Below are 23,133 nucleotides of genomic sequence, written 5' to 3'. Positions count from 1 at the left end.
CCCGCCGACGGGCACATGATCGTGTGTGGGGACGATGCGCTCGCCCACCGGCTCGGGGCCGAGTTGCGGGAGGTGTACGGGGAGCGGGTCACCCTTGTCATCGATGCCGCGCCGGAAGGGGTGAGCACGCCGCTCACCGTGCCGGGGCGGGGACGGGCGTCGGTGCTGCTGGAGCGGATGTCCGCGGTGATGGGGCGGGCCGCGCAGGCGGCGGCCGCCGTCGAGGGGGTGCCCGAGCAGGCCGCCGACCGGCTGATCGAGGCGGCGGAGCCGACCGAGGCGGTGCTGGCGGAGGCGGGGGTCGAGCAGGCGGCCGCCCTCGCGCTCGTCTATGACGTCGACGAGACCAATATCCGCGCCGCGCTGACCGCCCGAAGACTCAACCCCCGGCTCCGGCTGGTCATCCGGCTCTACAACCGCAAGCTCGGCCAGCATCTGGAGGAGCTGCTCGACCAGGCCGCCGCCGTCGCCATGCCGGATCTGGACGCCGCAGCGCTGGACGCGTCGACGACCGTGCTGTCCGACGCCGACACCGCCGCGCCCGCGCTCGCCGCCACCGCCGTCGCCGGCACCAGCAAGATCGTGCATGCGGACGGGCTGCTGCTGCGGGCCGTGGAGCGCACCCCGCCCGCCGACGGCGAGGTCGCCGACCCCGGGCTGTGCACGCTCGCCCTGCTGTCGGCGACCCGCAACGACCCGGCGGGCACGGAGGGTTCGGACGCCAGCGGCCCCGAGGGCCCGGCGCTGCTGCCCGACGACCGCAGTGCGAACGCCGCCGTGGGCCGCGGTGCCGTCGTGCTGGAGGCCGTCAGCCACGCGGGCCCCGCGCTGCCCGCCGGGCGGCTCGGCGGGCGGTCCGTGCCGCTGGGCGAGCTGTTCTCCCGGCGGCTGCGCTGGGCCGTCGCCGGCATCGGGCTCGCCGTGCTCGCGCTCACCGTGGCCTCCATCGTCACCACCGACGAAGGCCCGCTGCACGCCGCGTACATCACGATCCTCGACCTGTTCGCCATCAACGACCCGGCCGTCGGGGAGAAACCGGCCCGGCAGATACTCCAGCTGCTGTCCGGGCTCGTCGGGCTCGCGCTGCTGCCGCTGCTGGTGGCGGGCGCGCTGGAGGCGCTGGGCGCCTTCCGCTCCACCTCGGCGCTGCGCCGCCCGCCGCGCGGCCTGTCCGGGCATGTCGTGCTGCTCGGCCTCGGCAAGATCGGCACCCGGGTGCTCGCCCGGCTGCGTGAACTCGACATCCCGGTGGTCGTCGTGGAGGAGGACCCCGATGCGCGCGGCATCCCCCTCGCCCGGCGGCTGCGGGTGCCGACCGTCCTCGGGGACGTCACGGAGGAAGGCGTCCTGGAAGCCGCCAGGGTCCACCGGGCGCATGCGCTGCTCGCGCTCACCAGCATCGACACCACCAATCTGGAGGCCGCGCTCTACGCGCGCACCGTCAAGCCCGATCTGCGGGTCGCGCTGCGCCTGTACGACGACGACTTCGCCACCGCCGTGTACCGGACGCTGCGCGCCGCCCACCCCGAGGCGCTGACCCGCAGCCGCAGCGTCTCCACCCTCGCCGCGCCCGCGTTCGCCGGGGCGATGATGGGCCGTCAGATCCTCGGCGCGATCCCCGTGGAGCGCAAGGTGCTGCTGTTCGCCGCGCTCGAAGTGGCGGGCCACGCACAGCTGGAGGGCTGTACGGTCGCCGAGGCGTTCAGCCCCGGCGCATGGCGGCTTCTCGCGCTGGACACCACGGCCCCGGACGACCGCCGCCCGGATCTCGCCATGCCCCATCCCGCGGACGGCGAGGACCACCCCACCGGCCTGGTGTGGAATCTCCACCCCGGCTATGTGCTGCAGCCGCAGGACCGGGTGGTGCTGGCCGCCACCCGCCGCGGCCTCGCCGAACTCCTCGGCCGCCGCCCGCGGCCCGACACGTCGCGCGTGCCGCGCTGACCGGTCGGTCGGCCGACGGCGGTCAGGGCGTCCGGTGTCTGATCAGCAGCATCGCCGCGTCGTCGTGCGGCGGGCCCTCCGCATAGCGGTTCAGATCGTGCCGCAGCGCCTCTAGCGCGGCCTCCGGGTCGGGGTCCTTCAGCAGCCCGGCCCGCTCGGCCAGCGGATAGAAGTTGCTGTCCCGGTCGCGGGCCTCGCTCACCCCGTCCGTGTAGAGCAGCAGCTGGTCGCCCGGCGCGAACGGCGCGCTGTACGGCTCGGGGCCGGACGCCCCGTGCGCCCCGAGGCCGAGCGGCAGCGCGTACTGCGGCGGCTCGGCGAACCGGGCGGCGCCGTCCGGCCGTACGATCATCGGCGGCGGGTGCCCGTAGTTGAGGAACGTCACCTGCCCCGCCGACGTGATCTCGGCGAGCACCGCGGTGACGAACTTCTCTCCCCGCAGTGTGCGGTCCACCGACCGCTCCAGCCGGGCGCTCACCGACATCAGGTCGGGCTCGTCATGCGCGGCCTCCCGGAACGCGCCGAGCACCACCGCCGCCGTCTCCACCGCCTCCAGGCCCTTGCCCTGGACGTCCCCCACCACGACGCGCACCCCGCCGGGGGAGGTGACGACCTCGTACAGGTCCCCGCCGATGCGGGCCTCCGCGACCGCCGAGGTATACGAGACGGCCACCCGCAGATGTCCGGCGCTGCGCGGCACGGGCCGCAGCAGCACCCGCTGGGCGACCTCCGCGATATTGCGCACCCCGGCCAGCTCCGCCTCGCGCCGCTGCCGCATCACGGCCGCGGCGACGCCGGCTGCGGTGACCCCGGCGACGGAGGCCATCGAGATGTAGCCGCGCCGGCTCGCGAAGAGGCCGTCGTACAGCCCGAGGCCCAGACACAGGACCAGCGCGAGCCCTCCGACGAGCACCGTGCGCCGCCACCCCCCGACCAGTCCGGCGAAGGCGGGCCCCAGCGACACCAACGGCAGGAAGCCCACGCTTGGCCCGGCTGTGACGTCGATGACGGCGACGACGGCCATGACCGCGAACGGCAGCACGGACAGCAGCAGGTGGTACGGCGGCGGACGCTCCTCGGCCAAGACCTACTCCAGATGATCGCTCCGACTGCCGGCGGACGCGCTCCGGGCATCAGCGCCTGGCGTACGCCCCGCGTCAAGGACAACGATTGCCCCCGACGCATCGTGCCAGGGGCGCGGCCGCGACACAGACGGCTGGCGAACCCGCGGCTCTCCGACCGGACAATGAGACTATGCAAAGGTTCCACAGGCGAATCTTTCCGATCGTTCCCGCTCATCTCTCCGTTATCGAAAAGAAGGCGGAACCGTGACGTCCGATCCTCTGGAAGGGCACTGGCCGAAACGTCTGACGGGCTGGCGGCGCGTCGCGGCCCGGCTGCCGAACCAGCTCTTCCGCATCGGTCTCGGCCCGCTGTTCCGCGGGCGGCTGCTGCGGCTGGTGCACACCGGCCGCAGCACGGGTCTGGCCAGGGAGACGGTCGTCGAGGTCGTCGAGCACACGCCGGGCTCCGCCAGCTGGGTGGTGGCCTCCGGCTTCGGGCCGAAGGCCGACTGGTACCGGAATCTGCGGGCGCATCCGCAGGCCACGATCCAGTCCGGCCGACGGTACCGGCTGGTCACGGCGCACTTCGTGGAACCGGAGGAAGGCGGAAGGATCATGGCCCGCTATGCGGCGGCGCACCCCAGGACCGCGCAACGGCTGTGCCGGTATATGGGGCTGCCGGTAGACCGTGCCGACCGTGCCGGCGGCGCCGCGGAGTCCTATCGCGCCGCCGGGGAGCGGATTCCCTTCGTACGCCTCCAGGAGGACGACGTCCCCCGACGAGGCCCGGCCCCGGACGGCTAAGCGCCCGGCTTGGCGTCCGGCTCGCTCCCCCCGGGGCGAGGGGAGCCCCCTTCGCTGAGAAAGTGGCTCACCAGGCGCGCCGCGGTGATCGCGCCCAACAGCCGGACCCCCTGCGCATCGCGCTCGATCACCGCGACCAGCGGGCTGTGGGTGCGCGCCATCAGCGCGGCCACCTGCAGGGCGCCCGCGTCCGGCCCCACGAACGGCGGCGAGTAGGCCCGCCGCGGCAGCCACTCGGCGACCGTCAGCTCGGCGATCGCGTCGATCAGCCCTTCCTCGTGCCGGTCGCCGATCACGGAGGCGAGCAGCGGGTCCTCCATGACGTACTCCGGCACCAGCTGCCGTACGAGCTGGGAGCCGGGCACGATCGCATACGGCTGGCCGTCCGCGTCCAGCACCAGCAGCGCGGGCAGCTGCTGCTCGGCGAGCAGCCGTGCCGCGTCGGACGCCGGATCGTCCGTCGTCACCGAGGGATAGGGCTCCGCGAGGTCATGTGCGCGCACGTCCGCTGCTCTCCTTGCTGCCCTGCTCCGGCAGCGGGGCCGGCGGGGCGTCGTCATGGCTGGCGTCGGTGTCGGGGTGGGTGTCGGGGTGGGTGTCGGTGCGGGCGCCGGGGCCGGAGTCGGCGCCGGTGCGGGAGTCGGCAGCCGTACGGGAGGGGGCCTCGTCGCCGCCGTCGGGGATGCCTGCGAGCTTCTCCACACGGAAGACGCGGGCGATCGGCACATCCGTGCTGCTGTGCGCGATGATCGAGAAGGCGATGCAGACGGCGATCAGCGTGAACGCCTCCTGGCCCTGCGGGATGCCGGCCTGCAGCACCAGCAGCCCGTACACCACCGAGGCGAAGCCCTTGGGCCCGAACCAGGCCGCCACCAGCTTCTCCCTGCGGTCGAAGCGGGTCCCGACGAGGGAGAGCAGCAGCGAGGCGGGCCGGATCAGCACGATCGCCAGGATGACGGCGACATAGCCGCCGAGGGACAGATCGCCGAAGAGCTGCGGGGTGAGCAGCGCGCCGAAGACCAGCAGCGCCGCGAACTTGGCCAGCTCCGCGAGCGCCTCGCCCAGCGGCTCGAACGCATGCTTGGCCTCCTCGGAGGTGGCGGCGAGGACCGCGCCCGCGGAGAAGGCGGCGAGATACGGGTTGGCGTGCGTCAGATGGCACACCCCGTACAGGATCACGCCCGTCGCCAGCGGCAGCAGCGGCTGCAGCTTGGGCTCGGCCCCCAGCAGCCGGAACCCTGCGAGCCAGTGCACCAGCAGCGGCGCGGCGACGCCGAAGGCCAGACCGAGGGCCAGCTCCAGGCCGATCGCGCCGAACGACATCTCGGCCGTGTGGCCCGCGGTGGGTCCGGCGGCGGCGATGAGGATCAGGACGACGGGCAGCGCGAGGCCGTCGTTGATGCCGCTCTCCACATTGAGCAGCTGACGCAGCTTCGAGGGCACTTCCTTGCGGCCGATGATCGCCGAGGCGAACACCGGGTCGGTGGGCGCGAGCACCGCGCCGACCAGGAACGAGGTCGTCCAGTCGAGGCCGACGACATAGTGCGTGATCAGCGCCATGCCGACCAGTGCCAGTGGCATGCCGAGCGCGAGGGCGCGGGCCGGGTTCTTCCAGTTCTCCTTCAGCTTGGGGAAGGAGACATGCATGCCGTCCGTGAACAGCACGGCGAACAGGGCGAGGTCCGCGGTGACGGCGACGATGCCGCTGTCCGGGGTGATGTGGATCAGCCCGAGGAATCCGTCGCTGACGAGCGCGCCGCCGACGAGAAAGAGAAAGGAGGTGGACAGCACCGTGCGGGCCGCGAGGCCGGAGAGCAGGACGGCGATGAGCAGAGCCACACCGAAGACGGCAACGAGCACCATGGGTTGTGGGTCCCCCGATTCGGCGAGAGGTGACGCTTGCGGACACGGGCGGAGACACCTGCAAGAGGGAGGCGTCTCCTGATCGCCGACCAGACTTCCCGGCACTCCGCCGGGGACTTTACACGTCGCATATGGTTCGTTGACAGGATCCTGGCGGCATGACCTGAGGGGCATTCATTGCCGGGTTCCGGCATGGTCCGTCCGGACCGCCCCGGCTGGGGCCGGGAACACGCTGCCCGCTTGGGACCTGGCTTCACTGCTTCAGCGGTGCAGTGCTTCAGCGCTTCAGCGCTTCAGTGAAGCGGCCACCCATGGGGCGATGACGGGAGAGACGGGGAGAGACGGGGAGAGGGGCCGCGTATGACGGGGCGGGAGATTCCAGAGGAGTATCTGGCCGGGTACGACAAGATCCTGGCGGAGGCGGCGGACACCGGACGGCGGCTGACGCGCGACGAGTTGGAGGAACGGCGGGCGCTGGGGGAGCAGGCCGCGGAGGCGGGGCACACACTGCGCGCGCTCGTCTCGGCGTATCTGTCGGCGACGCGCGAGCACTGGCCCGCGCGGGCCAGGGGCGCCGTGGCCGGGTCGGGGTCGGCGTCCGGGTCCGGGTCGGGGTCGGGGTCTGTGGGGATGTCCTCCGGGACGGACCGGGTGCTGGCGGCGGTCGAGCAGGCCGTGGACGCGCTCGCCGAAGGGTACGAGCGGGCCCAGCGGCTGGCGGTGCGGCAGGAGGTCGCGGACCGCCGGGAGTTCATCGACGACCTGCTGCACGGGCGCAGCGACCTGGGGCGGCTGGCGCAGCGGGCTGAGCGGTTCGGGCTGCTGCTGTCACATGCCCACGCGGTGGCGGCGGCGGAGGGCGACCGCTCCTACGACGACACCCATCCGGTGACGCGGCGGGTCGACCAGGCGGTGAGCGCGCGCTTCGGCAACCGCAGCATTCTGATCGCCACGAAGGACGGGCGGCTGGTGTGCATCGCGCCCGGCGACCAGACGGATGTGCTGACGTACTTCGCCAAGCAGGCGCACGCGGCCACGGACGGCGGACGCGTCGCGATCGGCCGCCCGCAGCCCGGCGCGGGCGGCATCGTCCACTCGTACGAGGAGGCCCTCACCGCGCTCGACCTGGCGCTGCGCATGGGCATCGACGAACCGCTGCTGCGCGCCGCGGATCTGCTGGTCTTCCCGGTCCTGGCCCGCGACCGCCAGGCGATGGCGGACCTGGTGCGGTCCACCCTCGGCCCCCTGCAGAACGCCCGCGGCGGCGCGGTGCCGCTGCTGGACACGCTGACCGCGTACTTCGACTCGGGCTGCGTGTCCGCGGAGGCGGCGCGGCGGCTGTCGCTGAGCGTGCGGGCGCTGACGTACCGCCTGGAGCGCATCCACAAGCTGACGGGGTCGAACCCGGCGGATCCGATGCACCGCTACACGCTGCAGACGGCGGTGATCGGCGCGCGCCTGCTGGACTGGCCGTCCCAGGCGTTCTGAGTTCTCCCGGTGGCTCCGCCCCCGGACCCCCCTCCGGGGGAGGGGGGTTGTTTGCGGGGCTGCGCCCCGGCCCCCCGTGCGCGGCAGCTTCGCGCCGCGGGGAGGGTCTTGCGGGACCGCTGCCCCCGCGCCCGTGCGAGGCGGCTTCGCGCCGCGGAGGGTCTGCGGGGGCTGCGCCCCGCACCCCGCGCGGTGGCTTTGCGCCGTGCGGCGGCCCGCTGGTGGTTGTGGCGGGGGTGGCTTCGCCGCTGTCGAATCGTGGGTGCTGGAATGCCCCGCAGTTCCCCGGCGGCGGCTTCGGTCCGCGGAGGAGGGTGGTTTGCGGGGCCGCGCCCCGCGCCCCGCGCAGTGGCTTTGCGCCGTGGGGGCCGCTGGTCCGCGGGCCTGGTGCGGTGGCTTCGGTCCGCGGGTTCGGGTTCAGGGATGCCCGGCAGTCTCTCGGCAGGGGCTCTTGGTGTCGCGGGCTTGGCTCGCCGGAGGTTGCGGCGGGGGTGCTCCGCGCGCGTAGTGGCGTTCCGCCCAGTGGCGTAGCCCATCCGGACCGTGCCGGTCCGGATGGCCTGTGATCGGCCGGCCCGGCCGAAGCTCCGCGGCGCCGCGCGAGCCGGTCAGGATGGCGGAGGCCGCCCGGGCCCCCGGGCGGCCTCCGGCCGAACTGCGCCGCCTGCGGAGCCGCCAAGGCTGACCGGCCACACCACTCGGCGGGACACCACCGGGCTTCGTGCCCATTGTGCGGCGGCTTCGCCATTGCAGAAGCGCGGGTTCTGGGGTGCCCCGCAGCCTCTCGGCAGGGGCTTTGTGTCGCAGGGGCACATGGGTCGTCGGGCGTGCGGGTGACGCGGGGGTGCGCGTCCGCTTGTCGGGGGCGGGTGGGAGGCGGGGGTGGCGATGATGCGGGGGTGGGCTCTTCGCGTACTGACCGACGTCTCGTCCTCCTCGCCTGCGGGCTGGCCCTCGCGGGTCTGCTGCCCGCCGCCCCCGCCCCCGCCGCGGAGCAACCGCGACCACACCCCCGCCCGCGCCCCGTCACGCCCGCAGAGCGCCGGGTCGACGCGTATCTGGAGGGGGTCCAGGACCGGCCGGACGCGCTGCGGAGGTTTTTCCGGGCCATGCCCAAGGGGGGCGAGCTGCACAGTCATCTCGGGGGCGCGGCCACGACCGAGTTGCTGATCCGGATCGCCGGCGACGACGGGCTGTGCGTCGAGGAGGAGACGCTGACCGCGGTCCGGCCGCCCTGCGAAGGGCCGGGCAGACGGCCCGCCGTCGACGCCCGCACCGACGCCGCCTTTCACCGTGCGCTGCTGCGTGCCTGGTCCATGCAGGACTTTCCCGCGGGCGCGCCCCCGGGCCAGTCCGGCCACGACCACTTCTTCGCTTCCTTCGGCAAGTTCGGCGAGGTGCTCAAGGGCAACGGCGGCAGGCTGCTCGCAGAGGTCGCCCAGTCCCTCGTCGACCACAACCAGCTCTATCTGGAGACGATGGTCAACCCCGCGTCGGACGGGGCCGCGGCCCTGGCCGCCGAGGTGGGCTGGGACCCCGACCTGCGGCGGCTGCACCGCACGCTGCTCGCCGGCGGCAGGATGGAACGGCTCGTCGCGCAGGCCCGCGCCGAGGCGGACGAGGAGACGGCGCAGTTCCGCAGGGCCGCGCACTGCGACACCGCCCGCCCGCAGCCGAGGGCCTGCCGGCTGCCGGTCCGGTACATCTACCAGGTGCTGCGCGAGACGCCTCCGGAGCAGGTCTTCACCCAGATGGTGCTGGGCATGCGGCTCGCCGAGGCCGACCCGCGCTTCGTCGCCGTCAATCTCGTCCAGCCCGAGGACGGCGAGATCGCGCTGCGCGACTACCGGCTCCATATGCGCATGCTCCGGCTGCTCCGCCCCGTCTACCCCGGCGCGCATCTCACCCTGCACGCCGGGGAACTGGTCCCGGGACTGGTCAAGCCCGAGGACCTGCGCTTCCACATCCGGGAGGCGGTGCTCACCGCAGGCGCCGAACGCATCGGGCACGGCGTCGATCTGCCGTACGAGGACGACTGGCGGCGGCTCGCCCGGACCATGGCCGCGCGGCGCGTGGCCGTCGAGGTCCCGCTCACCAGCAATGAGCAGATCCTCGGCGTCGCGGGAGAGGACCACTCCTTTGCCGCGTACCGCGCGTACGGCGTGCCGGTGGTGCTGGCCACCGACGACCCGGGCGTCTCCCGGATCGACATCTCGCATGAGTACCAGCGCGCCGCCCGCACCTACGCCCTGAGCTATCCGGAGCTGAAGGACCTCGCCCGCGCCTCGCTGGAGCACGCCTTCCTGCCCGGCGGCAGCCTGTGGCAGGACCCTGTCGCGTACCGCATGGAGAGCGTCTGCCGTACCGCGGATCCAGGGGGCGCGCATCGGGGGGCCGCCGACCCGCGGGTCTTCGGCCCGCCGCCGGCCGCCTGCGCCGGATTCCTGGCCGCCAGCCCCAAGGCGGCCGTGCAGTGGCGGCAGGAGAGAGCCTTCGCCGCCTTCGAGACCGCCGTCGAGGCCGCCGTCGACGCTGACGCCGCCCGCTCGTAGCCGCAGGCTTTGACTGCCGAAAGAATTTATCCCGCAAATATGAGCGAAAGGGCACAATCGAGAGAGGAGGGGAAGCGTATCTGAGCTGAGGCAAGCCCGGCGGCAGCCGGGGCAGGAGCAGAAGGGACATCCGATGGCAGCAGCCCGGTCCCACACCCGCTACGCCCCCGACCGGGGCCTGACGGCCCGCATGGTGACCACCATGTTCCTCATCGGGCTGCTCTATGTCGTCTTCGTCGGCGTGCTGATGGCCCTGATGCGCGGCGCCTGGCCGGTCATCCTGCTGATCGCGGGCGGTCTGTTCATCGTCCAGTTCTGGTTCAGCGACCGGATCGCCGCCTTCAGCATGGGCGCCCGCGAGGTCACCCCCCAGCAGGCCCCGGAGCTGCACGGCGCGGTTGACCGCATCTGCGCCCTCGCCGACATGCCCAAGCCGCGGGTGGCCATCGCCGACAGCGATGTGCCCAACGCCTTCGCCACCGGCCGCAACCAGGAGACCGCTCTCGTCTGCGCCACCACCGGGCTGCTGCGGCGGCTGGAGCCGGAGGAGCTTGAGGGCGTACTGGCTCATGAGCTGTCCCATGTGGCCCACCGCGATGTCGCCGTGATGACCATCGCGTCGTTCCTCGGCGTGCTGGCCGGCGTCATGACCCGGGTCTGGCTCTGGGGCGGCTTCGGCCGCAGCAGCCGGGACGCCGGCACCGCCATCGCCATGATCCTGATACCCGTGATCAGCGCGGTGGTCTACTGCATCAGCTTCCTGCTCACCCGCGTCCTCTCCCGCTACCGGGAGCTGTCCGCCGACCGCGCCGCCGCGCTGCTCACCGGCCGGCCCTCCGCGCTCGCCGCCGCGCTCACCAAGGTCGACGGTGAGATGGCGCGGATACCGACCAGGGACCTGCGCAAGGCGGAGCCGTTCAACGCCTTCTTCTTCGCGCCCGCGTTCTCCTCCAAGGAGAGCCTGGCCCGGCTGCTGTCCACGCACCCCACCCTGGAGCAGCGCCTCGACCAGCTCGGCCGCATCTCCGCCCAGCTCGGCCGCTGACCGTCGCTGACAAGGAGAGACCCCCGTGGGATTCCTCGACGCCCTCCTGGGGCGCAGCAAGCCCGTACGCCCCGACCTCGACCAGCTCTTCGCCCTCCCCGGCGCGGCCATCACCCTCCAGGCCGCCGCCGGGTTCACCCCCACCGGCGTCGGCTCCGTCTGCTTCGCCAGCGTCGAAGGCGGGGCCTTCGGCCGGCTCCAGAAGGACGTACGGGAGCTGCTCGACGCCGACACCGCACGCGGCGGCGTTCCCGTCGAATTCAGCCAGGACGCCTACGGCTACACCTGGCTGCTCGCCCGCCACCCCGCCGAGGACACGGCCGCGCTGGTCAACGATCTGCATGCGGTGAACACCCTCCTCCAGGAGGCCGGCTTCGGACCGCAGCTCCTCTGCTCCCTGATGGGTTTCAAAGAGCGGAAGGAAGAGCGGGCGGGCGGCCGCGCGCTGGCCCTCGTCTACCTCTACAAGCGCGGTGCCTTCTACCCCTTCGCCCCGCTCCCCGGCGCCGCCGAGAAACGCGACAACGCCCTTGAGCTCCAGATCAGGTCCCTCCTCTCCGACGATCTGCGCATCGAGAAGGACCTGTCCCGCTGGTTCCCGGTGTGGGGCGCGCCGGGACTTGCCGTGTAACGGATAAGTCCGTACAGGTAGGGTCTCTCCGGCCCTGTCGCGCGGCAGGGTTCTGGCGCATGAGATTTCCGGAAAGGCCGGCAGGTGGCGGGACGCGTGACGCGGGTGTGGCAGAAGCTGTTCACCACACACCCGGCCCGTACGGTCGTGATGGCCTTCGCCGCGGTGATCCTCGCGGGGACCGCGCTGCTGGCCCTGCCGGTCTCCTCCCAGGGCGGCGGCGCGACGGACTTCGTCACATCGCTGTTCACATCGACGTCGGCGGTCTGTGTGACCGGTCTGGTCGTGGTGGACACCGCCGGATACTGGAGCGGCTTCGGCGAAGGCGTCATCCTCGCGCTCATCCAGGTCGGCGGCTTCGGCATCATGACCATGGCGTCCCTGCTGGCGCTGCTGGTGTCGGGGAGGCTGCGGCTGCGGATGCAGCTGACCGCGCAGGCGGAGACCAAGAGCCTGGGCATCGGAGACGTACGCCGGGTGCTGCTCGGAGTGGCGGGCACGACCGTCGCCGTGGAGCTGGCCATCGGCACCGTTCTCGCGCTGCGCTTCCGCTTCGGGTACGGAGAGTCCGTGGGCCACTCCGTGTATCTGGGGTACTTCCACGCGGTCTCCGCGTTCAACAACGCGGGCTTCGGGCTGCACGCGGACAGCCTGACCCGGTACGCCACCGACCCCTGGGTGACCCTGCCGATCGCCGTCGCCGTGATCCTGGGCGGCCTCGGCTTCCCGGTGCTGCTGGAGCTGCTGCGGCACCGGCGTCGTATGCGCACCACCGGGCGGCGGGGCTGGTCGCTGCACACCAAGCTGACCCTGGTCACCACGGCTGCGCTGCTGGCGTCGGGCACGCTGTTCACCGCGCTGCTGGAGTGGGGCAACGAAGCGACGCTGGGCCCCTTCACCTGGGGCGAGAAGCTGCTGGAGAGCTTCTTCCACTCCGCGATGAGCCGCACCGCCGGCTTCAACGCCCTGGACATCGGCGCGATGGAAGCCTCCACGCTGCTGATGACCTGCACCCTGATGTTCATCGGCGGCGGCAGCGCGGGCACCGCGGGCGGCATCAAGGTCACCACCTTCGCGGTGCTGGCCGCGGCCATGCTGGCCGAGGTGCGCGGCGAACCGAACTCCACCGTCATGAGCCGCCGTCTCGCGCCGCACGCCCTGCGCCAGGCGCTGACGGTGGCGCTGCTGGGCGTGGGCCTGGTCATCAGCGCCACGCTGGCGCTGCTCACCGTCATCCGGGCGCCTTTCGAGGATGTGCTGTTCGAGGCGGTCTCCGCCTTCGGCACGGTCGGTCTGTCCACCGGCATCACCGCAGAATTCCCGGACACCGGCCGGCTGATCCTGATCATGCTGATGTTCGTCGGCCGACTGGGGCCCATCACCCTGGTGTCGGCGCTCGCCCTGCGCGAGCGCACACGCCGCTACCAGCTACCCGAGGAGCGACCTGTCATTGGGTAACTATCTGCACCAACTGCGCCGCCGTCGCCGCAGGCGGCTCGTCGAGCAGCATCCGGAGCTGGGCGACCAGCGGGTCGCGGTGATCGGCCTGGGCCGGTTCGGCAGCTCGCTCGCCCATGAGCTGACCCGGCGCGGCTGGGATGTGCTGGGCATCGACACCGACCCCGGGCTCGTCCAGCGGCACAGCGACGTCCTCACCCACTCCGCCGTCGCCGACTGCACCGACCCGGAAGTGCTGCGGCAGCTCGGCGTGCACGAGTTCACCAGCGCGGTCGTCGGCATCGGCACCGACATCGAGGCCAGCATTCTGGTCACCTCCAACCTGCTGGAGGAGAAGGTGCCCAATATCTGGGCCAAGGCCATCAGCCGCCAGCACGGCCAGATCCTCGAACGCCTCGGCGCGCACCATGTGGTGCTGCCCGAGCATGAGATGGGCGAGCGGGTGGCCCATCTGGTGACCGGCCGGATGCTGGACTTCATCGAGTTCGACGATGACTTCGCGCTGGTCAAGACGGTCGCACCGGAGATCGCCACCGGGGTGCCGCTGGGGCAGAGCGCCGTGCGCAGCAAGTACGGCGTCACGGTCGTCGGCATCAAACGGCCCGGACAGGACTTCACCTACGCGACCGCCGAGACGGTCATCGAGAAGGGTGATGTGATCATCGTGACCGGCAAGACGCGCGCGGTGGAGACCTTCTCCGAGCTGGGCTGAGCCGTTCCGCCCGCCCCGGGACCGGACGGAGCCGCCTCAGCCGTGGGTGAAGTCCTAGCCGTGGGTGAAACCCTTGCCTGTGCGGTCCAGCGGATCGGGCGGCAGCGACAGGAACCGCTCCCGCAGCTCGTCCCAGGCGGCGAGCCGGCCGAAGTCGGGCGTGTCCAGGATGGACTGGCGGTCGCTGAGGAACGGATTGGGCAGCAGGACCGTCATCATCTGCTCATCCCGGCCGTTGAAGAGCCGCAGGCCCCAGCTGACCGGCGCGCCGTCCCGGCCGATGGTGCGGTACAGCTCGGCGCGCGAGCAGCGGCGGATACGGCCCAGCTCCGGCCCGGACGCGGTGTGCTCGCCGATGCACAGATGGAAGTGCCAGGGCCCGAAGTCGACGGTGGCATAGCCGTCGTTCACGGTGATGCGGGTCGGCGCGTTCGGCGCGCCGACCTCCCAGGCGGCGCCCTCGATGATGGGGCCGAAGTGGATGTGCTGCCAGTGGTCGGTGAAGACGGCGGTGATCAGGTCGAGGAGGGTGGACTCGTCGGCCGGCAGCGCCCAGACATGCTGGACGCCGCCGCCTGGGGTCTCGACGACGGCGTACTCCGAGGCGGTCATGACCGTTTCCTTTCTCAGCGGCTGGGGCGGGCGGCGCGGGTGGTCCGGCTGGTCCGGCTGGTTCGGCCGGTCCCGCTGGTTCGGCTGGTGAGGACGCAGTCGCCGCAGACGCCCGCGCCCGGCACGCGGTAGTACAGACAGCAGCTGCGGCGGCGGAAGGAGATGTTCCCGTCCGCGTCGGCGGCGAAGTCCCCGGCCCCGGCCAGCGGCTCCCGGTCGAGGAGATCGCGTACGAGCGCCAGGGCGGCCGCCCGGTCGGCCTCCGGGACGCGGGCGAGCAGCACGCGCAGGGAGCCGATGAGGGCGGAGGCGGCGTTGCCGCGCAGGATGTGCGGAGAGACGCCGAACGTGCGGTGCACGGCCTCGGCGAGAGGGCGGAGGTTGTCCTCGGCCACGGTGCGGTGCACGGCGTCAGCCGGGTCCTCCGGGGCGCCCGGATCGTACGCGGACGTGTACGGCAGCTCCCGCGGCACGGGCAGCCAGAGCTCGGCCGGCCCCGAAGCGCCCGGCCGCCACCACAGCGTCCGGGGATGCAGATCCGGCGTCCGCCCGCCGACGGCGGCGGCGAGGGCGATCGACCACAGCCGGGAGGCGGTGCCCAGCTGCACGGTGGAGGCGGCGACCCGCGGCTGGTCGACTCCCATGCGCCGGCGCACCGTCTCCGTGTACGAGGTGAGCGCGTCGCCGTCCTCGTACAGCTCGGTCAGCGGACGGAAGCCCGCGGCGTCCGCGTCCGGCAGATCGCCGCAGCGGACGGCGAAGTACGGTCCGACGGCGCTGATCCGCTCCAGCCGGCCGGCCAGTCCGGCGGCGGTGGTGGTGTGCACGGTCTCCCTCACCATGTCCGCACCTCCCGGGCCAGCTCCTGGAACGACTCCGTCCGCACGGTCCTGCCGCGCCCGCGCAGCGTCAGCGTCCCGTCGGAGTCCGCGGTCACGAGGGTGTCGCCGTCCCCTATGGCCAGATCCTCCCGCGCCAGCGCCCTCTCCAGCAGCGGGCGCAGCGCGGGCGGCGCGTCCACGGCCACCGTCGCCCGCGCCGGGCGGCGCAGCCCGAAGCTGCCCGAGGCGGCGTCAAAGGCCAGATGCTCGGCGTCGAACGCGGCGGCGACCGCCCCGCGGGCGATCAGGTCCTCCGGCGCGCCCGCATGCACCCGGGAGGAGCGGTCGACCAGCCAGACGGCGTCGGCGACGCGCAGCGCCAGCTCCAGATCATGGGTGCTGACCACGACCGTCAGGCCCCTGCTGCGGGCCAGATCGCGCAGCAGCACGGTCAGCGCCACCCGTGACGGCACATCGAGAAACGCGGTCGGCTCGTCCAGCAGCACGGCCGACGGCTCCTGGGCGAGCGCGCGTGCGGTGAGCACCCGCTGACGCTCGCCGTCGGAGAGTTCGGCGGCGGGCCGGTCGGCGAGATGCCCGGCGGCCACCGCGTTCAGCGCCCACTCCACGGCCGTGTGGTCGGCGGCGGAGAGGCGTCCGGTGAACCCGGTGTGGGGATGGCGGCCCAGGGCGACCAGTTCGCGTGCCGACAGCAGCCCCGCGTCCACCCGGTCGGTCAGCACGACCGCGAGACGGCGGGCGAGCGCCGCGGAGGACTGGCCTGCGATGTCGAGCCCGCCGATGCGCACGGACCCGGCAAGCGGCGGCAGCAGTCCGCACAGGGTGCGCAACAGGGTGGACTTGCCCGCGCCGTTGGGGCCGAGGAGCACGGTCAGCTCCCCGGCGCGCGCGGTCAGCTCAAGCCCGCCGAGCACGGCACGCTCGCGCCGTCGGCCGAACGCGCCGCGTGTGCGGTAGCCGACGGTGAGCCCGTGGGTGCTGATCCCCTCCCGCGGCGCGTCCGCCGGGGCGGAAACGGCCTCGGCCGGCGCGGTCTCCATGAGTTCCGTCATGGCGTCACCCCTTGCAGTCCGCGGCGGCTCCGCACCAGGAAGGCGATGACGACCGGCGCGCCGAACAGGGAGGTGATCGCGTTCAGCGGCAGCACCGCGTCCATGCCCGGCGGCTGGCTCAGCAGCGCACACGCCAGCGCCAGAAACGCGCCCGCGAGCATCGACGCCGGGATGAGCGCCCGGTGGTCGGAGGTGCCCAGGGCGACCCGCGTCAGATGCGGCACGGCGAGCCCGAGGAAGGCCACAGGACCGCAGAACGCGGTGGCCGCCCCCGCGAGCAGCGAGGTGCCGAGCAGCGCGAGGTCCCTGCTGCGGCGTACGTTGAGGCCCATCGTGCGGGCGTAGTCCTCGCCGAGCAGCAGCGCGTTGAGCCGCTTGGCCGTCAGCAGCGCGGCCAGCAGCCCCGCGCCGATCACGGGCAGCATCACCGCGAGGTCGGGCCAGGTGGTGGCGGAGAAGCTGCCCAGGCCCCAGATGACGAACTGCTGGGCGCGCTCCGGCCTGGCGTACACCAGCAGTACGCTCACCAGCGCGGTCGCGGCCGAGCCGATCATCACGCCGATGACCAGCAGGGTGACCGCCGACCGCACCCAGCGCGACAGGGTGAGCACCAGCGCCAGCACACAGGCCGCGCCGAGGGCGGCCGCGGCGATGACGCCGATGCGGCCGAGCCCGGCCAGATCGCCGGTGAAGCTTCCCGCGACGCCGCCGGTGGTGACGACGACCGCCGCCACGCCCATGCTGGCCCCGCTGCTCACACCGAGGGAGAACGGGTCGGCGAGGGCGTTGCGGAACAGCGTCTGCATCTGCACCCCGGCCACGGCCAGCGCCGCGCCCACGGCGACGGCCGTCAGCGCGCGCGGCAGCCGCACCTCGTGGACGATGACGGCCCACCGCGGATCGGCTCCGTCGTCCCCGAACAGCGCACGCACCACTTCCCCGACCGGGACCTGGTACGAGCCGACGGCGATCGTCAGCACGAACAGCGCGGCCGTGCCCGCCGCCAGTGCGCCGACGACGAGCAGCCGCCGCCGCGCGGGCCCGCGGGCCGGTTCGGGGACCGGCTCGCGGGCCGTGGGCGGTATGCCGGTGACCGTCGTCACGCCCTGGGAACCTTCTGGTGGAAGGTGAAGGTGTGACCGGCCGCCTCCTCGGGGTGCAGGATCGCGAAGAGGTCCGCGAGCACCAGATCGGGCCGCAGCACACCGCGCTCGAAGTAGTCGTTGCCGCCCTCGGGGCCGAGGGCCTTGGTGTTCGTCCAGATCTCGCCGTCCTTGACGGCCGCCAGCTCGCCGTACCGCCGGTCCGCCTTGACCGCGTCGGCGGAGGACTTCCACTGCTCGCCCATCAGCCAGATCTTCGCGTCGCCGCCCTTGGCGTACACGGCTTCAAAGCTGAGCTGGAGGTTGCCCGTGCCCTTGTCGTCCGCCCAGGGGTACGTCCCGCCGGCGTCCTTGATGAGCCGGCCGAGGTAGCTGCCGCCGGAGGCCATGCTCCACTGGCCCTGGTACATGGCGCCGGGCAGCACCTTCACCGGCTCGCTCTTCTCCGCGGCCTTGGCGGCCCTGGCGGCGACCTTGCCGTAGTCGGACTCGATGGTGTCGAACAGCTCGCCCGCCCGCTTCTCGGCGCCGGTCAGCGCGGCCATCGCCTTGACCCATTCGGCCCGGCCCAGCGGACTGGGCTCCAGCCACTCGGCGTTGGCGACGACCGCGATGCCCGCCTGGCGCAGCTTGGGGTACTGCGGGTCGTCGGTGCCGCCGGTCATCAGCACATCGGGCTTGGCCGCGATGACCTTTTCCGCGTCGATGCTGTTGTCGGCCGCGTACACCGCAACCTTGCCGGACTTCACCCGCTCACGCACCTCGGGCGAGCTGATGTAGCTGCTGTTGCCGACGCCGGTCAGCACATCGAGCGTGCCGGTTTCGGTCAGCAGCGGCAGATGCGTGGTGGACGCGGAGTACAGGCTCTTCACCGGGGTGGTGAGCTGCGGCGCGTCCGCCAGCTCACCGGTCAGCTCCGGCTTGGGCGCGCCGCATTTGACCAGGACGTAGGTCTCCGGCTTGCCCTGGGGGTACGGCTCCTTGACGGTGAGGACCTGATAGCTCTTCTCATAGCGGAGGGTGAAGTTCTCCGCGTGCTCCACCCGGGACTTGACGGGGAAGTAGTCCTTGGCGGGGTCGAAGTCCTCGATGCAGCCCTCGCCGCCGCTCCTGGCGGCCTTGGCGTCCGCGGCGGGGGGCGGGGAGTCGCCGCCGCAGGCGGTGAGCGCAAGGCTCAGCGCGAGCAGCGACGCGGTGGCTGCGGCGGCGGTGGCGGCGGTCGGGCGGCGCGCGGGCGTGCGTCTGCGCGGCAGGGATACGGGCACGGTGGCTCCTGGCGTGCGAAAAGGAAACGCCTGACGGCGTGGGGGAAGTGAGTGAAAGACGTCCGGTGCCGGGAACCGCTCAGCAGCGGTTCGGGGACGGCGCGGCGGTCAGCACGAAGGAGCTGTCACAGAAACGCGGGCACACAGGTGCCACCGTCCTCTCTCGGGGAAATCCGCCCCGGAACGTCGAGGTGCGACGGCGTGAGTCTCCTGACTCGGGATCGACGCTTCCCCTGCCTTCCCACCCTCAAGCGGGCGGTGGCCATGGCGGAGTCGCTCCCCCTTCACAGTGGCGGTACCGTGCCGGAATCTCACCGGCTTCCTCGTCCGCCGTCGCGTTGTCGCCAGGAAGCATCGCAGAGGGGGACCCGGTGCGCTAGGGCCTGGCTCACTCCGCGCTACCGTGCGCCCCCGTGCCCGCGCTCCCCGCGCGGCCCCCCGCGCGCCCCCCGTCGGGTCGCTTGCCGGGCCGCTTGCGCCGCCGTACGGCCATGGCCCCGGCGGCGGCCAGCAGCGCCGCGAAGACCACGGCGGCGGTGCCGGGGCCGGCCGCGTCCAGGGTGTCCGCGATGGCCCGCTGGACCGTGCCCGCCGCGTCGATGACCGGGTCCTCGGTGGCCGGGTCGTGCCGCACCCGGATCTCGTACCAGCCGTAGTACGCCACATACGCGCCGATGAGCAGCAGCAGTACGCCCCCGATGCGGGGCGCGAGCCGGCCGAGGCCGCGCAGCCGGGTGACGGCCGCGCTGCGGGTGAGGGCGACGGTCAGCGAGGCCGCTCCGACGACGATGCCCATTCCGGCGGCGTACGCGAGGAACAGCGCGATCCCCTCGCCGGTCGAGCCGCTGCGGAAGGCGGAGACGACGATGGCGAGAAACGGCGCGATGGTGCAGCCAAGCGAGGCGGCGGCGTACGCCATCCCGAACAGCGCCATCGACGGCGCCGAGCGGGTCACGGACGGTGCGCGCCGCACCTTCGGCGCGAGCGCGGGCAGTTGGCGGCCGGCGGCCAGCCAGGCCCCGGCGGCCGCCATCAGCGTGCCGAAGCCGATGGTGAACCACGGGAGCTGCTCCTGCACCCGGCCCGCGACGGGCAGGATCGCCAGCCCGAAGACGCCGAAGAGGGCGGCGAATCCGGCGGTGATCGCGGCGGTGGCGGTCAGCGCCCGGCCGACGGCCGCCGTACGGCCGGGGGAGCCGTCGCCGAGGACGAGGAGGGAGAGGTAGGCCGGAAGGAGGGCGAAGCCGCACGGGTTGACCGCGGCGAGCATTCCGGCGCTGAGCGCGAGGGCGAGAGGGAGGTCGGCCATGGCGGTGTGGGCTGTCCTGTGCGGGGTGTCGTGGGCTCGGTGTCCGGCCGCCGCTCAGCCGACGAGCTTCTCGATCTTCTCGGCCAGGCCCTTGCCGCCGGGCAGCACTCCGCTGTAGGTCTCCTTGCCGTCCTTGTCGAGGATGACGTACACGCTCTGCTGGGTCACCTTGAAGCGCTTCCACACCTCGCCGGACTCATCGGAGACATGCGGGAAGGTCCCGGCGCCGGTCTGTGAGACGAAGTCGCGCATGGCGTCGTTCTGGTCGAGTCCGGCGACGCCGACGACGTTCGCCCTGTCGGCGAAGCCGGCGGCCACTTTGGTGGTCTCCGTCGCCTGCGCACGGCACTTGGGGCACCAGGGGGCCCAGAACCACAGCACGGTCGGCTTTCCGGCGAGCGTCGCGCCGTCGAAGTCCTTGCCGTCGACGGTCTTTCCGGTGAAGCGCAGGATCTCGGGGGCCTCGGGTGTCGCGGACGCTCCGGCGGTTTCCTCCGGCGTCGGGGGCGCCTCGGAGGGCGGGGTGGCGCTGGAGGAGGCGTTCGCGCCGGAGCCGCCTGAGCCGTCGCCCGAGCCGCATCCGGTGAGCAGGGCGGCGGCCAGCAGAACGGGAACGGGAAGAAGGGTACGGGCACGGGCGCGCATATCGGCTCCTGTGGGTCGGGTGACGTCCTGAGGCTAGATCCGACGGGTGTCCCGTGGGCCTTCGCAACTCTTACGGTTCGATGACGTCACCTTGCGCCGGGGGCCGCGTCGAGATCCCGCTCGCTGGTCTCCGGCAGCAGCCATACGCACACCAGCGACAGCACACCCATGATGCTGACGTATCCGCCGACGGCGTGCGAGCCGTAGAGGTCCTGCAGCCGGGTGGCGACGAGCGGCGCGACGGCCCCGCCCAGCACCCCGCCCAGGTTGTACGCCAGCGAAGCGCCCGAGTAGCGCACCTTCGTGGAGAACAGCTCCGGCAGCCAGGAGCCCATGGGGCCGTAGATGACGCCGACGCAGGCGAGCGCGCCGCAGAGGCCGAGCAGCACCAGCACGGGCCGCGCCGTGTCCAGCAGCGCCAGCAGCAGCGGCCCCCACACGGTGCACAGCGCCGCGCCGAGGAGGCAGACGCGCCGCCGGCCGTGGACGTCCGAGCGGACGGCGCCCCACCAGGTGCCGGCGATCAGCAGCGCGACGGAGGTCATGGACAGCAGCAGCATCGTGGTGCGGTCCACGCCGACGGCGGCAGAGGTGGCGTAGGACAGGGCGTAGGTGGTCGCGGTGTAGAAGAGCCCGTACACGACGACCATCGCGCCGCCGCCGAGGAGCAGCTGCCGCCAGTGCAGCCGTACGACGTCGGCCAGCGGGGCGCGGCTGGTCTCGCGGGCGGCTGCCGCGCGGGCGAACACCGGCGTTTCGCTGATCTTCAGCCGGACCGCCAGGCCCACCCCGACCAGCGCGAAGGAGAGCAGGAACGGCAGCCTCCAGCCCCAGCTGCGGAACGCCTCGTCGTCGAGGACGCCCGACAGCAGCATAAAGACGCCGGTCGAGGCGAAGAAGCCGGCGGCCGGGCCGAACTGGGGGAACGCGCCGTACAGTCCGCGCTTTCCGGGCGGCGCGTGCTCGGCCGACAGCAGAACGGCGCCGCCCCACTCGCCGCCGATGCCGATGCCCTGGCACAGCCGCAGGAACACCAGCAGGGCGGGGGCCCATACACCCCACTCCCGGTATCCGGGCAGCAGCCCGACGGCGGCCGTGGACAGGCCCATGAGGAGGAGGGAGGCGACCAGGGTGGCCTTGCGGCCGACCCGGTCGCCGAAGTGGCCGAAGAGTACGGAGCCGAGGGGGCGGGCGAGGAAGGCGACGGCGAAGGTGGACATCGAGGCGAGGGTGCCGTTGACGGGGGAGAGGTTGGGGAAGAATGCTTCGTTGAGGACGAGGGCCGCGGCGGTGCCGTAGATGAAGAAGTCGTAGAACTCGATCGCCGTGCCGACGAAGCTGGCCGCCGCCACCCGCCGCATGCCGCGCGGATCGGTCCGCGTCGCCGCCGGGTCCCGCAGGGGCGTCGCCGCCGTGTCCTCGCCTGCCACCGTGCCGCCTCCCCTGCGTGCCGTGCTCTCCGCCGTCACCGCACCCCGTGGCGTCATTGCACCGCATCGGAAGGTCTGCCTCCGGCGGATGGCCGGTGATTGGCGCAAATACGCCCTGCCGCGGCCGTCCCGCAGCCGTTCCGAGGGCGGTCAGCGGCCAGTGGTCAGACGAAGAGCAGGGCCGTCGCCGCGGCCGCTCCGAGGGACGCTCCTGCGACCGTCTGCGCGACGGTGTGGTACGAGAGCGCGACGCGGGACCAGCAGACGGCGGCGGTGAGGGTGTAGGCGAGCAGCCACCAGGGGGAGTGCACGGCGGACAGCAGTGCGACGACGGCCGAGGCGACCGCCGAGTCCACCGAGATCTTCCACACGGTGTTGACGGCGAGGAGCCCGACGGTCATGGCCCAGAGCCCGAGCATCGAGGCGAGGATGCCGGCCGGGGCCTGGCCGGCGGCCATCACGGCGGAGCCCGTGCCGAGTGAGCCGAGGATCACGAAGAAGATCGGCGCGCGCTGGGTGCGGTCGACGACGTGCCGGTCGCCCCAGGTGCCGCGGCCGCGCTCCCACTCGATATAGCCCGCGGGGATGAGCCCCGCGCACAGCGCGCCCAGGAACCCCCAGGCCAGGCCGGTCCAGTCGCCGGCGGCGGCGAGGCCGATGCCGAGCATGCCGACGAGGAGGACGTTGCGGGGCTGCAGGACGTCGGTCACACGGCGGGCAGCCTTGGCGACGCCTGTCCCGGCCGCAGCCTCAGCGGCGCCTGTCCTGGTCGTGGCCTCGCCGCCGTCCGTCCCGATCGCGGCCTCGGCAGCCGGGGGCCCTGCCGTGGGCGCCCCAGCCGTCGGGGTCGCTGTCTGCGGGTTCCTTGCTGTCGGGGTTGCTTGCTGTGGGTGGCCTGCCTCGGCGGTCGCTGCCTCCGGGGCCGCCTTGTGCGGGTCGCGGGCCGCGGTGGCCGTTGCCTCGGCGGTCGCCCCGGGCTCGTCGGCTGCGGGCATGCCGGTAGCGGTCGCGCTCATACGGCGGCCCCGGCCGGGCCTGCGGCCGATTGCGCGGCCGAGCCTGCGACCGACTCACCGGCCGTCTGCGCGGTCGGGCCTGCGGCCAACTGTGTGGCCGTCTGTGCGGCGGGGCCTGCGGCCGATTGTGTGGCCGTCTGCGCGGTCGGGTCTGCGGCCGTCTGTGTGGCCGTCTGTGCGGCGGGGCCTGCGGTCGTCTGCGTGGCGGGGCTGGCGGCCGTCTGTGCGGCCGGGCCTATGGCCGACTGCGTGGCCGTCTGCGCGGCGGCACCCGCGGCCGATTGTGTGGCCGTCTGCG

Annotated in this window: 20 protein-coding genes and 1 riboswitch; of the genes, 8 read left to right on the top strand and 12 right to left on the bottom strand. The window is 72.9% G+C overall.

From position 1 onward, the window contains the following. The first annotated feature begins 15 nt into the window (after positions 1-15). Entirely contained in the window at positions 16-1,944 is a 1,929-nt protein-coding gene (locus OF819_RS02870; RefSeq protein ID WP_267241794.1) for an NAD-binding protein, read from the top strand. A gap of 22 nt (positions 1,945-1,966) precedes the next feature. Here the strand turns inward: OF819_RS02870 and OF819_RS02865 are convergent, their stop codons facing one another. Further along, complete coding sequence (locus OF819_RS02865) at positions 1,967-2,968, bottom strand: PP2C family protein-serine/threonine phosphatase (RefSeq protein WP_267241793.1); 1,002 nt, start codon at positions 2,966-2,968, stop codon at positions 1,967-1,969. Positions 2,969-3,272: 304 nt separating this feature from the next. Between OF819_RS02865 and OF819_RS02860 the strand changes: the two genes are divergently transcribed. After that, positions 3,273-3,812 (top strand): nitroreductase family deazaflavin-dependent oxidoreductase, encoded by a 540-nt coding sequence (locus tag OF819_RS02860; RefSeq protein ID WP_267241679.1) that lies wholly within the window; start codon positions 3,273-3,275, stop codon positions 3,810-3,812. Here the strand turns inward: OF819_RS02860 and OF819_RS02855 are convergent. Together OF819_RS02855 and OF819_RS02850 are read right to left on the bottom strand one after the other, a co-directional pair. Beyond that, positions 3,809-4,315 carry a CBS domain-containing protein gene (locus OF819_RS02855; protein WP_267241678.1) on the bottom strand — a complete coding sequence of 169 codons (507 nt, stop codon included), beginning with the start codon at positions 4,313-4,315 and terminating at the stop codon, positions 3,809-3,811. The two genes, OF819_RS02860 and OF819_RS02855, sit on opposite strands and share 4 nt — an antisense overlap. Then, positions 4,302-5,675, bottom strand: a complete 1,374-nt coding sequence (locus OF819_RS02850; protein WP_267241677.1) for a cation:proton antiporter — start codon at positions 5,673-5,675, stop codon at positions 4,302-4,304. The genes OF819_RS02855 and OF819_RS02850 overlap by 14 nt, the downstream gene beginning before the upstream one ends. Before the next feature lie 360 nt (positions 5,676-6,035). Here OF819_RS02850 and OF819_RS02845 point away from each other — a divergent pair, with 360 nt between their 5' ends. From OF819_RS02845 to OF819_RS02820, 6 genes are all read left to right on the top strand, one after another. After that, positions 6,036-7,163 (top strand): PucR family transcriptional regulator, encoded by a 1,128-nt coding sequence (locus OF819_RS02845; RefSeq protein ID WP_267241676.1) that lies wholly within the window; start codon positions 6,036-6,038, stop codon positions 7,161-7,163. Positions 7,164-8,062: 899 nt separating this feature from the next. Next, positions 8,063-9,715: an adenosine deaminase family protein gene (locus OF819_RS02840; protein WP_267241675.1), complete on the top strand. Its 1,653-nt coding sequence runs from the start codon at positions 8,063-8,065 to the stop codon at positions 9,713-9,715. Positions 9,716-9,848: 133 nt separating this feature from the next. After that, positions 9,849-10,760 (top strand): zinc metalloprotease HtpX, encoded by a 912-nt coding sequence (htpX, locus tag OF819_RS02835; RefSeq protein WP_267241674.1) that lies wholly within the window; start codon positions 9,849-9,851, stop codon positions 10,758-10,760. Between the two features lie 25 nt (positions 10,761-10,785). Then, complete coding sequence (gene pspAB, locus OF819_RS02830; RefSeq protein WP_267241673.1) at positions 10,786-11,391, top strand: PspA-associated protein PspAB; 606 nt, start codon at positions 10,786-10,788, stop codon at positions 11,389-11,391. Between the two features lie 96 nt (positions 11,392-11,487). After that, entirely contained in the window at positions 11,488-12,849 is a 1,362-nt protein-coding gene (locus tag OF819_RS02825; protein WP_267241672.1) for a TrkH family potassium uptake protein, read from the top strand. Then, entirely contained in the window at positions 12,842-13,561 is a 720-nt protein-coding gene (locus OF819_RS02820) for a potassium channel family protein (protein ID WP_267241671.1), read from the top strand. Before OF819_RS02825 ends, OF819_RS02820 begins: the two co-directional genes overlap by 8 nt. A gap of 54 nt (positions 13,562-13,615) precedes the next feature. Here the strand turns inward: OF819_RS02820 and OF819_RS02815 are convergent, their stop codons facing one another. The 9 genes from OF819_RS02815 to OF819_RS02775 form a co-directional block, all read right to left on the bottom strand. Continuing rightward, positions 13,616-14,173 carry a hypothetical protein gene (locus OF819_RS02815; protein ID WP_267241670.1) on the bottom strand — a complete coding sequence of 186 codons (558 nt, stop codon included), beginning with the start codon at positions 14,171-14,173 and terminating at the stop codon, positions 13,616-13,618. Between the two features lie 14 nt (positions 14,174-14,187). Then, on the bottom strand, positions 14,188-15,015 hold the full coding sequence (locus tag OF819_RS02810; protein WP_267241669.1) for a (2Fe-2S)-binding protein: 828 nt from the start codon (positions 15,013-15,015) through the stop codon (positions 14,188-14,190). Continuing rightward, the gene (locus tag OF819_RS02805) at positions 15,009-16,067 is read right to left on the bottom strand and encodes an ABC transporter ATP-binding protein (protein ID WP_267241668.1); all 1,059 of its coding nucleotides are present in this window, start codon (positions 16,065-16,067) and stop codon (positions 15,009-15,011) included. Before OF819_RS02805 ends, OF819_RS02810 begins: the two co-directional genes overlap by 7 nt. Further along, positions 16,064-17,170: a FecCD family ABC transporter permease gene (locus OF819_RS02800; RefSeq protein ID WP_267241667.1), complete on the bottom strand. Its 1,107-nt coding sequence runs from the start codon at positions 17,168-17,170 to the stop codon at positions 16,064-16,066. The genes OF819_RS02805 and OF819_RS02800 overlap by 4 nt, the downstream gene beginning before the upstream one ends. Next, positions 17,167-18,435, bottom strand: a complete 1,269-nt coding sequence (locus OF819_RS02795; RefSeq protein WP_267241666.1) for an ABC transporter substrate-binding protein — start codon at positions 18,433-18,435, stop codon at positions 17,167-17,169. Before OF819_RS02795 ends, OF819_RS02800 begins: the two co-directional genes overlap by 4 nt. Before the next feature lie 203 nt (positions 18,436-18,638). Continuing rightward, positions 18,639-18,762: riboswitch (cobalamin riboswitch) on the bottom strand. Positions 18,763-18,823: 61 nt separating this feature from the next. Next, positions 18,824-19,744 (bottom strand): cytochrome c biogenesis CcdA family protein, encoded by a 921-nt coding sequence (locus OF819_RS02790; protein WP_267241665.1) that lies wholly within the window; start codon positions 19,742-19,744, stop codon positions 18,824-18,826. Between the two features lie 54 nt (positions 19,745-19,798). Further along, positions 19,799-20,389 carry a redoxin domain-containing protein gene (locus tag OF819_RS02785; protein WP_267241664.1) on the bottom strand — a complete coding sequence of 197 codons (591 nt, stop codon included), beginning with the start codon at positions 20,387-20,389 and terminating at the stop codon, positions 19,799-19,801. Positions 20,390-20,475: 86 nt separating this feature from the next. Continuing rightward, the gene (locus OF819_RS02780) at positions 20,476-21,750 is read right to left on the bottom strand and encodes an MFS transporter (protein ID WP_267241792.1); all 1,275 of its coding nucleotides are present in this window, start codon (positions 21,748-21,750) and stop codon (positions 20,476-20,478) included. Between the two features lie 233 nt (positions 21,751-21,983). Then, entirely contained in the window at positions 21,984-22,529 is a 546-nt protein-coding gene (locus tag OF819_RS02775; RefSeq protein ID WP_267241791.1) for a hypothetical protein, read from the bottom strand. Positions 22,530-23,133: the final 604 nt, after the last annotated feature.

It is taken from the genome of Streptomyces sp. PR69 (genome assembly GCF_026420845.1).
Taxonomy (GTDB): domain Bacteria; phylum Actinomycetota; class Actinomycetes; order Streptomycetales; family Streptomycetaceae; genus Streptomyces.
The sequence above is the reverse complement of the archived record's forward strand: the minus strand, read 5'-3'. Positions and strand labels throughout refer to the sequence as shown.